The following is a 12,972-nucleotide window of genomic DNA, read 5'->3' on the forward strand; positions in this document are numbered from 1 at the left end:
GCCAGTCGTTCCTTTTGCCTGGTACACATGCTTAACCTGGGCCATAGGTTCTCTTCAGATCCTCAGTGATCTTCATTTGAATGAAACCTAAGTTACTACGCCAAAGATTAAAACTATGCTGTACGCGCATAGTTTAAAGTGATCCAGCAGCTTTGTTTTGAAATTCAATTGTGTTCACATCATTGTTTTTCCAAAGTCTATCTGCACATACTGCATGAAATGCTAAACTAGGAGTAAGCTTTATATCTCCCATCACTGTGTTTCTTGTAAATATGTACGCCCACTCTTTTGGTGAGTTTGGCTTACCAAGATATTTATCCTCCAAGTAATATCCACGTGAACACATAACAGTAAAATTTGCCTGAAAATTATGTTTAGAATTCGGATAAATCATCTTCATATCAAAAGAGCGAACATCATTGTCATTTGTTTTTACTGAATTTTTGTCTAAATAAACTTTTACTAACTCTTCTTTAGATTGAACAAAAGCATTTACTAATTCCCACTTAGGTTGTTGAGCAAAAGAAACAACAGGAATCATAAAGCAAAAAGATATAAATAGTTTTTTCATCTTAGATCCTTAATATAAAATAGGGTGAATGTATCATATCGTTTTGGTTTTAAATAGATGATATTTTGTAGAAATAATATCTATTGTTTATGTATTTAGTTTTTATTTATCATATTTATTATTTGAAAAAAGGAAAGGATATTAACTATCCTTTCCTTTAATAATAACTAGAACTGTTTTTTATAAAACTTAAACCTTAGATTTCCATATTTAATAATTAATAAAATATAGAAATTAATAAGATATTGCTGAGGTAGTCCTTTTAAATGAGAGAGCATTTCCCACATTTGTTGATCACTTTCATAAATATATAAACATTTAGCCTTCTGATAATATGGATTTTCAGTTTGCTTAATCATGTAATTATGAAGCTCAACAAAATGTTCTACTACATCGGAGGGAATTATTTTATTTTGCTGGTTATGAGCATCTATCCAAGTCTGAATAGCCTTTATATTAGTAAATCCCCGAAACTTTTTAATACTAATATATCGGTGAATTTCTTCAGCTGAAGAGAATCCTAGCGATTTCATAAGAAGAAAAAATTCTGCATTATTCATATTTTGGCGCACCATTATTATCTAAATAAGTGGTTGTGCATTTAGGATATGCAGAACATGACCAAAATTTGTAATTCTTTTTAGTTTTTGAGCTTTTTCCTTGACGTAATATTAATTTTGAATTGCAGCTCTTACATTCAAAATTTGAAAGTTCAACTTTTTTCATAATAGGGCCAGGTTTTCCCTTTAGATCAGGTTGAGTATGAGTACAATTTGGGTAGTTCGAGCATCCCCAAAATGGCTTTTTCCCACGAGTATTTTTTTTCAGGTATCCATCACTACAAGTAGGGCATTTGTGCGATTTATCCACTACATTTAGTTGTTTTTGCTTTACTTGGTCAATTTCACTACTGATAAAGTTCATGAGCTGAGATATGAAGGTTTGAACTTCATTTTTTTGGCGTATTTCCTTAATTTGTTCATGCCAAATTGCTGTCATATCAGGGTATTTAATTGTATCGGGTAGTGCGTCATAGAGCTTTTCCCCTGTTGTTGTAGGAATAATATTTTTCCCTTTTTCAACCAAGAATCCACGGTTAAACAAAGTAGCAATAATGCTATCCCTGGTCGCAGGTGTGCCAATAGATCCATGATCTGAAGCCTTATCTTTATCTTTATCTACTAAGATTTGTTTTAGCTTTGGATCTTTAATGTACTTAGCAGCACGAGTTAAATCCTTCAACAAGGTAGCTATTGTATAGAGGGGGGCTGGCTTAGTTTCTTTTTGCTCAAATATACCTTGAGTACAATTGCCCTGGCTATTATTTTCTAGGGATCTTAAATCTAAATTTTGTGCTTCGGGATTGTCTGCTATATCATCATTTCCTACATCATTTTTATAAAGAGTTTTCCAACCCCAGGCAGTCGGAACATTGGAAACTGTTTTGAACTGATAGCCTGAGCATTCAGTAATAACCGTTGTTTCATCATATTCATACTTAGGATAAAATTGTGCAATATATGCACGAGCGATCAGAAAATATATGTTCTTTAGCTCTTCCTTTAAAGTGCTAATATCATGTGTTGATTGTGTTGGAATAATCGCATGATGAGCAGAAACTTTATCACTATTGAATGCGCGGCTTTTAATACTTGAATTGGCATTTAAAATAACATTTTTAAAAACACTAGAGTTTTGGCTAATTACATTTAAAACAGCTGGTGCGTCATTGTGCATTTCTTCATTAAGATACTCACAATCGGATCTATTATAAGTAATTAGTTTATATTTTTCTCGTAATTCTTGAGTAATTGCTTTTACTTGATCAGGTTTATACCCAAACTTTCGAGAAGCATCTGATTGAAGCGTTAAAAGATTATATGGTAGCGGTGGATTAGTTTGCTTTTTCTCAGTCACAACGCTGGTAATAATCGCAGGCTTTCCGTGAATATCATTTTTAATATTTTCAGCAAAAACTTTATCAATAATCCGTTTCTTTTCATCTACAGGATCATTATCTCTTACAACATAATTTCCGATGTATGTTACGCCAAAATCGAAACTGCCTTTTACATTGTAGTAATAACTTTTCTTGTGACTGTTAAATTCTCGATAGCGTCTTACAACCAGCCCTAAAATTGGAGTTTGTACCCTACCTACTGATAAGACCCCATCCGATCCAGCTTGAAGCGTATAGCCGCGAGTTAAGTTATATCCAAAAAGTTGATCCGCAACACTTCGTGCTTCAGCTTGGAATCCTAAATGTTCATATTTACTATTACTTTCAATTCCATCTAAAGCGCGTTTAACAATTGCTGGCGTATAGTCATTAACTAAAACACGGTAAACAGGTTTATTATTTCCAAAAAACTCTAATAGCTCATCTACCAGCAATTGACCTTCATCGTCAGGATCACCAGCATTTACTATTGATTGAGCATTTTTAGTTAGACTTTTGATTATATTAACTTGTTTCTTTTTGTCGTCACTTATTTTTTTTGTCCACGGCACATGACAAAAGGGAAGATCAGCCATGTTCCACTTTGCATATTTTGAGTCGTAATCTTCAGGATCAGATAGTTTCAGCATGTGACCAAAACACCAGGTAACTTTATCACCATTGCTGCATTCAAAATAACCATCATTTTTTGTGAAAGAGGATGCAACTTGTGATGCAATAGCTTTAGCTAATTCAGGTTTTTCTGCAATAAATAATCGGCTCATGTAACCACCTTCGTTTTATTAGATTTAGTATAAAAATTAAAAATAACTATGAGGGATTTAATCCCTCATAGTTTTAAAGTTACTTACCGTATGGTTTAAGAATCATATCTTTATTGACCATGACATTAAATTCATAACCTGGGCGAATACGGATTGTAGGAGCAATATTTAGATTTCGCTTAATCAACTCTTGCCCCGTTTGTGACCACTGGCGGCCTAGCTCTTCAGCTAGTGTTTCACGATTATCTTGTGAGCTTGATTGGTTAGTATTGCCATTATCGCTAACAGCAATTTGACCCAAAGCAGAAAACATAGAAATTAAAGTAGCTTGACCGAATATTCTGCCATAGTGATTGTCAACTTTATCTTTAAATCCAGCATATCCAGCTTTATCCGTACCTTGCATTGTACCGAGTGACATTGAAGAGCCATTAGGGAAAATAATGCGTTGCCAAGCGACTAGGCCACGTTGTTGACCCATCGTTACACCATTATCATAAGTTCCAATTAACTTAGATCCTTGTGGGATAAGTAAAAAACGACCACTTGTAGAATCATAAACATTTTGTCGAACTTGACCGATAATTTGACCTGGTAAATCACTATTCATACCAGTAACTAACGTAGCAGGAATGACAGTACCTGTTTTAACTTCATAGTCACTCATAGGATCAATCAGAGCTTTAGCAAGATAAAAATTATCGTTAGATGGGCGTTGTGTCCACTGTTCTTTTTCACCTTGACGATTGATTGAATACATATCATCTTTATTTCCACCACCACCAGGCATAAAGCTATCTTGACCACCAGCCCCACCTAGTAAGCCATTTAAGTCACTATTAGGCTGCTGAGATCCGTTAACAGATCTTAATCCAGCTGAGTTATTTCCCGTTGATGTGGGCGCACCTAGAACCGCACCAAGATCATTTTGTGAGTTAGCTCTTTGCTGTTCCAGGCTTTGTAGGCGATTCATTTTAGATTGGAAAACGGCTTGTTGTTCTGCTTGCTTGGCTTGTAATCTCATATCAATATTACGTCTTTCAGCTTCAAGTAACATGATACGTCTTTTGTTTGCAATATCTTCTGGCGATCCCTCAATAACATTAACAGTAACAGCTTGTTGATTTGGATCAGTTGCAGTACATGGTTGTTGTTGAGGTGTGCCATCTGTACCAATTACAGGGTTTCCCTGAAGGTCTAAAACAGGCTCTAAGCATCCAGGAGCTTGAAGATTGTTCACAGGAATAGATCCTGATCCCGTATTTGCAAATAGATCATTAGGATTTGCACTTTCATTATTGCTTTGAGCTTGCTCTTCCTCTTTTTGAGTATCTTCATTATTGCCTGCTTTCATCATTGCTAGAGCAGTTAGAAATAAAACTAAGCCAACCACACATCCGATAATGATAAGTGGAAATTTTGTGAGTCTACGTCCACCAGTTAGTGCTTTAGACTCCCCTTGCTGCATATCAGGTGTTCTATCATCATGGAGATTAGCATTATCTATACCTGGATTTTTTTTATCTAAATCAGACATTTAATTCTCCTTGACTGTGTAGCTTGTGAATGGCTTCCATTGATTATTAACTTTAAAAGCCATGCCAACAGCTTCATTACCAGCCAAGTTAATAACGATAGAAACAGCATTATCAGCTACAGGCGAAACACGGTATTTTAGAACTGTAACTAATGTATTTTCAGGAAGGGGGGCTTCAACAATTGCATAGCCTTTATTCTGCAAAACTGTCTGAACATTGCTATAAATAACTGACTTTTTACGGTCAGGTACAATCAGTAAATTGGTATTGGCCGCAGGAGCTTTTAGCTGGACGTAATTAGAAATTACTTCGGATACTACAACCGCATTAGAATTGTTTACACCATAAACACTTGATCCTTTTGGCGTTGTAGTACAACCTACAAAATTTAAGGCTAGTATTGATGTAATAGAGAGCGTAAGTGCTTTAGTAAGTTTTTTCATGGTTAGCTCCCCTTATTTACGTTTAATGTCAACACGGGCTTGTTTTCGTCCTACACCACTAATTAGCATTGCATGATCAATCACGTTATCAACTACAAAACGATCACCTACTAAACGGTAGTTAATCAGCTGTTCTTTTTTGTCAGAACCAATAGCTAAAAGCACAGGTAAATTATCGTTAGTACGTGTCACATTTTCACTAAATTGAATATAGGTTTTTGATCCATCTGTATAGACGCGCAAAGGTTTCCACGGAGTATTATTGCCACTAATTTTAAAGTTAAAGTCTAAGTTAGAAATATTTTGTCCATTCGACATAATATTATTTGCATTATAAGACTTAACTTGCTGGTTGTATTTTTCCCAAGCAGCTTGAGTATCTTCGGGATAACTGAAGGCTGCTAAAGGCATCCAATCTTTCAAGCGACTAAGCAGCTTAACAACATACAAACGTCTATCTGTTGAGATAGTCATGTTTGTTTCTAGGTTACTATCTTTCGGCTTGATAATAATTACAGACGTTTGATTATCACCCGATCCTACTACTGAAGGGGCAACATTCCAGCGCACATTGTCAGCAATATCAATTTGCTGAATAACTTCCCCAGGCTGCAATTTCAGCGTACAAGCATATAAAGGCGCACATACAATAGTTGGCAAGCTGGCCCCATACGCAAACACTACAGCCCCCTCATTGCCATGAGTAGGCATATCGTTACGTTTAATCCATGAGTTCGCAGTAGCAACACCTTTAATCTCTTTTGGTGATAGTTTTGGTTGAACACCGTTGAAATAGTTCACTGGCACAGTATTGTTTGCACCGCTAGCAATACCATTTCCAATAGGTGCTTGGCCTAGTTGTTGTTGAGCTTGATTAGCAGTCTGCAAAAGTTGATTAATAGTTTGATTGTTTACGCCACCGTTGTTTAATTGTGCCGCTTGTTGGGCGAGAATTTCCGATGCTTGAGCTGGATCTACTGCATTATTTGCAAAAGCTGGACTGGTAAAAACTAAAGCTACTGCAAGTGAAAGCGATTTTTTCATTTTAAATATTCCTATATCAGAGATTTCTTAGAATTTGGTTGACCAGTTGAAGTCTTGAACAAATACGCCCATCGGATTACGCAAAATATTTGCTTCATCGGTAGGAGGTGTAATTTGAATAGTAGTAATTGCAGACATTTCTACCGAAGAAAGTGCAAGACCTTCACGGTTATGTTTTTGCTCCAACCATTCAACACGCCAAGAGTTTTCTGAAATTGGCAACACATTATGAATTTGAATACTAACTGTTTCCGTTTCAGCACGTTTAAATGGAATATTTGCTTTATAGAAAGCTGTCATTTTGTTGTGCGCTGGGCTTCCAGTTTTTAGCATTGAATAAACATTATTAACCAAGCCTTTTTGAGCTTCAAAGTCAGTATATACACTACGACTACCTTCAATGAATGAAGCAATTTGAGCTTTAATAATACGACTATCAGGCTTCATAGCAATATCTGCACGTTGAGTACCGACAGTTGAACCTAAGCGATCCACTTGAACAACATACGGTACATATTTGCTTTGAGATCCGATATAAATAACGCCAAAAACAGCAACTAAAGCAATACAGCTAGTGATAAGTGAAATTAAACGCCAGCGGTTACGCTCTTTAATATAAGACCCGTAGCGTTCCATCCATTCTCTTCTGCCGTTCAAATACGGATTACTATTAGTTGAAGAGTTTGAAGTGTTTTTAGGCTCTTCAGTGCCTTTTTTAGATTTTAGAAACATAGCTTTACCTAATGTTTGATAATTAAGTGATGGCTAGAAAATAACTAGCCATCGAATCAGGAATAATTAAGAAATAGTATTGTCTTTGTCACTTTGCGGCTGTTTGTTATCACCGCTGTCTGAAGCTTCTCTTTTGCTCTTTAATGAATCCTTTTGAGCGTTCATAGAAGAAGCCATTCGACCCCCGATAGACGTTCCAGCTGTAGAATGACTAGATGTTTTTCCTGTTAATCGCCCTCCAAGATCACCAGCTAACCCTCCAGCATAGTTTTTGCCAGCTTGACCAATCAAACCAAGTACAGATCCACTTTTACCGCCAGGAGTAGATCCATTTGCACCGCCATTTGCACCTGATGATTTAAGTTGTTCACTTGCCAATTTAAAAGATGAAGAAACAGCTGCACTTTGACCAGCAGTTGCTATAGCTGCACCAGCTGCCGCACCTGTTACTGTTGCTAAAGAACTTGTTAAAGCTCCACCACTTCCAATAGACGTACCATTGATAATGCCTTGAACCATTTCGGGAATAATTTTCGTTAACGCAAGTAAGATAACAGAACAGCCGATAATTCCTACAAGGTCAATATTTTTGTTTACATCTAATGATGCTGTCCAGTCATTAATTAAAACTAAACCGATACCAGCAATTAACTGTAATACGAAAATTTTTGCGCCTACTGAAACCGCATATTGTAATGTGCGGATTGCATAATCTTTAGTCCATTGAGAACCACCAAAGCCCATAAGTAAGACGCTGGCAGAAACAACAATATACATTTCAACTAACGCTAATACAAGGAAAGCACAGATTAAAGCGAAGCAAATCATAATAATAATTGCCGCAATAAGCATTCCTAATGAATCCATTGGCGACCATGCGCTAATCGAGTTAAATATTTTTTCAACGATTTTTAAACCTTCTACAAAAAAGTCAGATGGTTTTAGTAGGCTTGTACCTGAAGCTGATGAAGCTGCATTTCGGAAACTGTCTACAATCGCTTTAGCAAAACTTGATGAATTTATTAAAAGCCAATAGAAGAAACAAATAAAAATAATTTGGTTAAAAATTGTTGATAGCCATGTCCCGAAATCATTAGTTCGGAAAGCAAGACCAATCATTGCCCAGGTAAATTGAATAGTTGCCAGGAGCCAAAATAGATCAGTAGCAATCGTTAATAGAGGGCCTTCCCAAGAAGTAGCCGCATTCTTGAACTGGTCAACCATAGAATTGACAGTATTCACATCAACCGCATGGGCTGGTGAGGTAAACGCCAAAATAGAAACTATAGCTAAAAGTAAATAAAGCTTCTTTTTTAATGACTTATTGACTACTGGCAAAATCATATTAGAACCCCTTTGATTCATGCTTCTCAAAATCAATATTAGACTTGTTTCGATCAGCCCAATCTTTTTGAGTTTTTTCATCTGTATTGCTATGTTCAGCTTCATTGCTGCAAGCAGCAATGAAAACTGAAATAAAACATAAGATTAAAATTTTCATCTTCATGTTTAGTAGCCTTTACTTGAGTAAGAACCGAGATTACTTGTATTGCGGTTTTTCCAGTCGGAACGCATAGCATCTTTTTCAGCCTGAGCTTGAGCTTGAGCTTCCATTGTTGCTCGTTGTCCTGTCGCCAAAACAGAATGAAGATCATTCATTTGTTGACCTAAGACCCCAAGTAGTTGATTAGTACCCTGGATTTGAGAAACAGTTGAAGCACCAGCGGCCCCCGCAGATTCACTTAAAACATTCCCAATTTTTACATTACGATCCGCAATAGCACTAACACTAGCTTGGGCTTGCATTGCCGTAGCATTCGCATTCTGAAGCTGATTAGACCATTTGCCAAAATCACTTAGCATTTGATCAGGCGTTTTATTTTTATAGCTTTGTGCATTCGGATATAAAGCTTTAAATTCTGCTTGCACCTGGCCTACAGATTGTTTCAAAGAATTTGAAGCCTGGATTACCTTATTTAGATCCGATGTTTGTTTGCTCATTTGAGAAATAATGCCTGAATAGTTGCTGATACCTAATTGGCGCAACATTTGCTCAGATAGACCATTACCACGTATTGCCTGGTTAATCTGATTAACTTGTTGGCTAATTTGAGTTGCTTGGTTAGTAGCATTAATTAGCATATTCGCAAAATTTCCCCCATCAAAAACAGGGATACCCGTTGCACTTGCAGTTGTTGAAATAGTTAAAGTTGGAGCAATAACACCGAAAGAAGTTATTACGCTTACAACCGCAGCTATGACTTTCTTTTTAAACTTAGGTTTCATCTTCTTTACCCTTTTCGTTAACGAAAATTATTGATATGGATTACCAGTTAATTTCTTGAGTTAAATCGCCACCGTTTGGATTAGCACCTTTAAAAGTTACAGTGATTGCATTGCAGTAACGACCATTAAAGATAACTTTTGGCCGTGTTTCACTATCGGGGCAGAGTGAACTAGAAACGCGTCTTGTAAATGGATTGGATTGCTGAGTAATTTGATTTTGTTCTCCACTTGGCCCCACAAAAGAACAGTGTGGAAAGCCTTTACCTCTAGCTAGGCGTTTTTTTACTTCTATAATTGTTGAAGCACATTCAGCCAAGCCTTTACCACCAGCGAAACACAAAACCGCTTTACAACCAAAATCGTCAGCCATTGCCATAGATGAAACAGTAGTTCCACCTATCACAATAGAACTAAGCAACAGCTTCTTTAATAAAGTCATGATCTATTCCTTTTTGTTTTAGCCATTCAAAAGGCCAATTTTTACCGTAAATTGCCATTAGCTCTCTCATTTCTTTATTGTTGTCTTTGTAATTGGCAGCAACAAAAGCAAGAGCAATATCATCTAAACTTAAAGTAAACAGTCGTTTACCTTCAGAACTTAAATAGTAATAATCACGCTTACGAGTTGAGTTTTTAATAATGTTGATTTCAACATCATTTAAGCCAATAGCTTTATAAAGATCCAAAGGGCCAGGCACTTTATCAGTACCCTCTTTATCCGCTTCAGCATTAGGAAGAAGAATTTTAGTTAAACAGTTTTCAACTAAAACATCGAAAATTCCTGAATTTAAAGCATCGGTTAATGATTGAGTAGCCATTACGACAGAACAGTTGGCTTTACGCAAGACTTTCAACCATTCACGAATTTTATCACGAAATGTTGGATGGCCTAACATTAACCAAGCTTCATCTAGTGACAAAATTGTAGGACGACCATCTAAAGATTTTTCGATACGTCTAAATAAATAAAGGAGAACAGGAAGTAAGTTCACTTCCCCCATTTCCATGAGGTTCTCGATTTCAAAAACTGTCCACCAGCCAGCATTTACATTTAGGTTATCTTCGATACCTGAAAGAATGCCGCCAGCAGCAGTAGAAGCATAAGGATCTAACGCACTACGAATATCGACTTCTTGGATTTCAGAAATAAACTCTACTAAACCACGTTGACCAACAACAGTTGAATCGCGGAAAGAAGCTAGAGCTTTGGTGAGCATTTGTCTTTGAGCTGGTGTTAGTGGTTTCTTTGCTTGAAGTTCATAGCATGTAGAAAGCCAATCTAAAGCCCAGGCAAAATCAGAGTCAGAATCAATGTATTGTAATGGTGCAAAACGGAGATCTTTTGCATCACCTAAATCACCGCCAATGTCATAATGAATGCCGCCACATGCTAAAGATGCAGCCCACATAGAGTTACCTTTATCAAAGGCAAAAACACGAGCATTGGGGTATCTTAAAAACTGAACTGCAAGAGTATTAAGTAAAACTGATTTACCTGAACCAGTTGGGCCAATAATTAAAGTATGACCTACATCGTCAATATGTAGATTTAATCGGAATGGCGTTGCCCCACTTGTTGCCCCATATAGTAAAGGGGGTGAATTAGGTGGGAAATAAGGACATGGATTTTCTGGACGACCAGCCCATACAGAACTTAATGGAATAAGATCAGCTTGATTTAGTGTGTGAATTAAAGGCCGTCTAATATTTGCATCTGCATGACCTGGAATAGTGCCGATCCAGCTTTCTAATGAATTGATATTTTCAATACGGCAAGTAAAGCCCAGGCGTTGTATTTCACGAACAACCGCACGAGCATCTTCATGTAAGTTTTTTAGATTTTTTCCAAAAATTACTACTGTGCTTGTAAAGTAACCATAAGAAACTAAGCCGCTTTCTGCATCACGAACCGCAGCACTGGCATGTTCTGCCATATCTAAAGCGTCATGGTTAATTTTCCCTTCCATTTTTAATGTTTGAGAAATAAAACCGCGCACTTTTTGTCGCCACTTTTTTTCTACACTACGCAGCTCTTTAATTGCTGTTTGATGATCTAGGTAGATCATGCGATTTGACCAGCGATAAACAAGCGGTAGTGTTTCAAGTACGGCTAAAATATTTGGATAAGACTCAGGTGGATAGCCTTCGATTGTTACCAGGCACATGAAGTTATCATCTATTTTTGGCGTATCCCCTGTTACTAATAAGTGATTGCCAACAAAAGTATCTAAATATGCCCCATGTGGAGGAATATTTTTTTCTAAGAAATTACCAGTTACGCAGAACTCCAAATAATTAACTAATTGATCTCGTGTATGTGTTTTCCCGAAATCGTCAGTATATGTATATGAGTTCATGCGTTGGAGCTGAACCGCGTTAGCTATCAAATCTTCAAAGATTGACAGTTGTTTTTCAAAGTAATCGAGGATGATTTCTTCACTATTTTTCTTTTCTGACTCTTGGCTATCCTCCCAAACCATACTAGATAATTTGCTTGAAGTTTTGTTGGGCGGTAGATAGGAAATCACTAAAACATATTCAGTGACAAAGTGATTACCTTCTTTTTGAAACTTTAAGCGTCTTTGTTGATCAATAAGTCTACTTATAGGATCAGGGAAAAAATTATCTTCATTATTAGGATAGTAGTTATCAGTCATCCGAGCAGCATCATGCCATGTAACCCACCCATCCCCAAAACGTGATAATGCTGCATTTACACGGGCTGTAATGTAGTTGCGCTCTTCAAATGAAGCTGAGGAAATATCATCAGCTCGATAGTAATACCCTGCCATTAAAGAGCCATCTTTACCGATAACCACCCCTGGATTTATAACTGAAGCAAAGTTTAGTAAATCAGGTAAACCCTTTGCTTTATCACGATATGTACTTAGTTTAAACATAACTCAATCCTATTATTCGGTACGGAACGGGCGTGATTTAGGTTGATAAATTTTTTGTTGTTTAAGTTGTCGCCTATATATTTCTGAAGCATACGGATCAAATTTAGCCATACGTCTTAAAAAATACATGGAAACGAACCATAAAATGATACCAATTACTATGCTTGGTAGAGTTTTGATAGCCGCAATCAATGCAAATGTAATTAGTCCTACAAGTAGAACGGGAATACGTTCACCACCAGCCATTAAGTTTGGTCGGTGTAAACTTCGATTGATTCCTGTATGTCTTAGCTCACTCATATTTTCTACCCTTAATTTCGCTAGTTGAGCAATGCTCAACTAGCAATACATTATTAAAGACCAGGTAATAGAGCTGATTTGCCTGTTAATTGTGTTAAGAAACCAGCCGCAAATACAATTACAGCTACAACTAATACAATCACAATCATGGTACGCACAAAGCCAGTGATTTCACCGCCAAACGCCAAAGCTAAACCAGCACCCAAGATACATAGAATAGAAATACCGATTGCTACTGGCCCTGTTAGCGAGTCAACTAACTTCTGAAGCGGTGATTCCCACGGCATACCACTACCACCAGCACCAGCTGCATGAGCGAAGTCAGGAACAAGAAGAAGCGCAGCTACAACAAAAAGCATAAGAGCTACACCAAGAATTTTTTTGACATTTTTTTGTGTTTGGAAAAATGCCATTTGTGGATTTGCGATCATTTT

At 36.9% G+C, this 12,972-nt stretch carries 13 protein-coding genes; all 13 read right to left on the minus strand.

The genetic code is table 11. From position 1 onward, the window contains the following. Positions 1 to 133: 133 nt before the first annotated feature. Positions 134 to 571, minus strand: coding sequence for a hypothetical protein (locus ACE01R_RS15105; RefSeq protein ID WP_064534726.1), 438 nt, complete (start codon positions 569 to 571; stop codon positions 134 to 136). A gap of 167 nt (positions 572 to 738) precedes the next feature. Then, positions 739 to 1,131: a hypothetical protein gene (locus ACE01R_RS15110; RefSeq protein WP_064534728.1), complete on the minus strand. Its 393-nt coding sequence runs from the start codon at positions 1,129 to 1,131 to the stop codon at positions 739 to 741. Then, entirely contained in the window at positions 1,124 to 3,295 is a 2,172-nt protein-coding gene (locus ACE01R_RS15115; RefSeq protein WP_395552308.1) for a DNA topoisomerase 3, read from the minus strand. The genes ACE01R_RS15110 and ACE01R_RS15115 overlap by 8 nt, the downstream gene beginning before the upstream one ends. A gap of 79 nt (positions 3,296 to 3,374) precedes the next feature. Beyond that, positions 3,375 to 4,832 carry a TrbI/VirB10 family protein gene (locus ACE01R_RS15120; protein WP_395552314.1) on the minus strand — a complete coding sequence of 486 codons (1,458 nt, stop codon included), beginning with the start codon at positions 4,830 to 4,832 and terminating at the stop codon, positions 3,375 to 3,377. Continuing rightward, on the minus strand, positions 4,833 to 5,276 hold the full coding sequence (locus tag ACE01R_RS15125) for a hypothetical protein (RefSeq protein WP_004282000.1): 444 nt from the start codon (positions 5,274 to 5,276) through the stop codon (positions 4,833 to 4,835). It abuts the gene before it with no gap. A 12-nt stretch (positions 5,277 to 5,288) separates the two neighbouring features. Continuing rightward, complete coding sequence (gene trbG / locus ACE01R_RS15130) at positions 5,289 to 6,320, minus strand: P-type conjugative transfer protein TrbG (protein WP_080547883.1); 1,032 nt, start codon at positions 6,318 to 6,320, stop codon at positions 5,289 to 5,291. Between the two features lie 27 nt (positions 6,321 to 6,347). Continuing rightward, positions 6,348 to 7,052: a VirB8/TrbF family protein gene (locus tag ACE01R_RS15135; RefSeq protein WP_004282002.1), complete on the minus strand. Its 705-nt coding sequence runs from the start codon at positions 7,050 to 7,052 to the stop codon at positions 6,348 to 6,350. 66 nt (positions 7,053 to 7,118) lie between these two features. Then, positions 7,119 to 8,477, minus strand: a complete 1,359-nt coding sequence (gene trbL, locus ACE01R_RS15140; RefSeq protein ID WP_228128555.1) for a P-type conjugative transfer protein TrbL — start codon at positions 8,475 to 8,477, stop codon at positions 7,119 to 7,121. Between the two features lie 84 nt (positions 8,478 to 8,561). Further along, positions 8,562 to 9,338 carry a type IV secretion system protein gene (locus ACE01R_RS15145; RefSeq protein ID WP_004282004.1) on the minus strand — a complete coding sequence of 259 codons (777 nt, stop codon included), beginning with the start codon at positions 9,336 to 9,338 and terminating at the stop codon, positions 8,562 to 8,564. Positions 9,339 to 9,378: 40 nt separating this feature from the next. Then, complete coding sequence (locus ACE01R_RS15150; protein ID WP_395552316.1) at positions 9,379 to 9,777, minus strand: hypothetical protein; 399 nt, start codon at positions 9,775 to 9,777, stop codon at positions 9,379 to 9,381. Further along, positions 9,749 to 12,238: a hypothetical protein gene (locus ACE01R_RS15155; RefSeq protein WP_159373006.1), complete on the minus strand. Its 2,490-nt coding sequence runs from the start codon at positions 12,236 to 12,238 to the stop codon at positions 9,749 to 9,751. The genes ACE01R_RS15150 and ACE01R_RS15155 overlap by 29 nt, the downstream gene beginning before the upstream one ends. 12 nt (positions 12,239 to 12,250) lie before the next feature. Further along, positions 12,251 to 12,538 (minus strand): conjugal transfer protein TrbD, encoded by a 288-nt coding sequence (gene trbD, locus ACE01R_RS15160; RefSeq protein ID WP_001292901.1) that lies wholly within the window; start codon positions 12,536 to 12,538, stop codon positions 12,251 to 12,253. 53 nt (positions 12,539 to 12,591) lie between these two features. After that, positions 12,592 to 12,969 carry a TrbC/VirB2 family protein gene (locus ACE01R_RS15165; RefSeq protein ID WP_000561381.1) on the minus strand — a complete coding sequence of 126 codons (378 nt, stop codon included), beginning with the start codon at positions 12,967 to 12,969 and terminating at the stop codon, positions 12,592 to 12,594. Positions 12,970 to 12,972: the final 3 nt, after the last annotated feature.

This window comes from Acinetobacter sp. BSP-28, assembly GCF_044130285.1.
Lineage (GTDB): Bacteria > Pseudomonadota > Gammaproteobacteria > Pseudomonadales > Moraxellaceae > Acinetobacter.

Excerpts from the sequence above, each read along its gene's own strand:
- ACE01R_RS15120 (WP_395552314.1), bottom strand. The coding sequence starts at position 4,832 with ATGTCTGATTTAGATAAAAAAAATCCAGGTATAGATAATGCTAATCTC.
- ACE01R_RS15155 (WP_159373006.1), bottom strand. The coding sequence starts at position 12,238 with ATGTTTAAACTAAGTACATATCGTGATAAAGCAAAGGGTTTACCTGAT.
- ACE01R_RS15145 (WP_004282004.1), bottom strand. The coding sequence starts at position 9,338 with ATGAAACCTAAGTTTAAAAAGAAAGTCATAGCTGCGGTTGTAAGCGTA.
- trbL (WP_228128555.1), bottom strand. The coding sequence starts at position 8,477 with ATGAAAAAACTCAAAAAGATTGGGCTGATCGAAACAAGTCTAATATTG.
- ACE01R_RS15110 (WP_064534728.1), bottom strand. The coding sequence starts at position 1,131 with ATGAATAATGCAGAATTTTTTCTTCTTATGAAATCGCTAGGATTCTCT.
- ACE01R_RS15105 (WP_064534726.1), bottom strand. The coding sequence starts at position 571 with ATGAAAAAACTATTTATATCTTTTTGCTTTATGATTCCTGTTGTTTCT.
- ACE01R_RS15135 (WP_004282002.1), bottom strand. The coding sequence starts at position 7,052 with ATGTTTCTAAAATCTAAAAAAGGCACTGAAGAGCCTAAAAACACTTCA.
- trbG (WP_080547883.1), bottom strand. The coding sequence starts at position 6,320 with ATGAAAAAATCGCTTTCACTTGCAGTAGCTTTAGTTTTTACCAGTCCA.
- ACE01R_RS15150 (WP_395552316.1), bottom strand. The coding sequence starts at position 9,777 with ATGACTTTATTAAAGAAGCTGTTGCTTAGTTCTATTGTGATAGGTGGA.
- ACE01R_RS15115 (WP_395552308.1), bottom strand. The coding sequence starts at position 3,295 with ATGAGCCGATTATTTATTGCAGAAAAACCTGAATTAGCTAAAGCTATT.
- ACE01R_RS15165 (WP_000561381.1), bottom strand. The coding sequence starts at position 12,969 with ATGATCGCAAATCCACAAATGGCATTTTTCCAAACACAAAAAAATGTC.
- ACE01R_RS15125 (WP_004282000.1), bottom strand. The coding sequence starts at position 5,276 with ATGAAAAAACTTACTAAAGCACTTACGCTCTCTATTACATCAATACTA.
- trbD (WP_001292901.1), bottom strand. The coding sequence starts at position 12,538 with ATGAGTGAGCTAAGACATACAGGAATCAATCGAAGTTTACACCGACCA.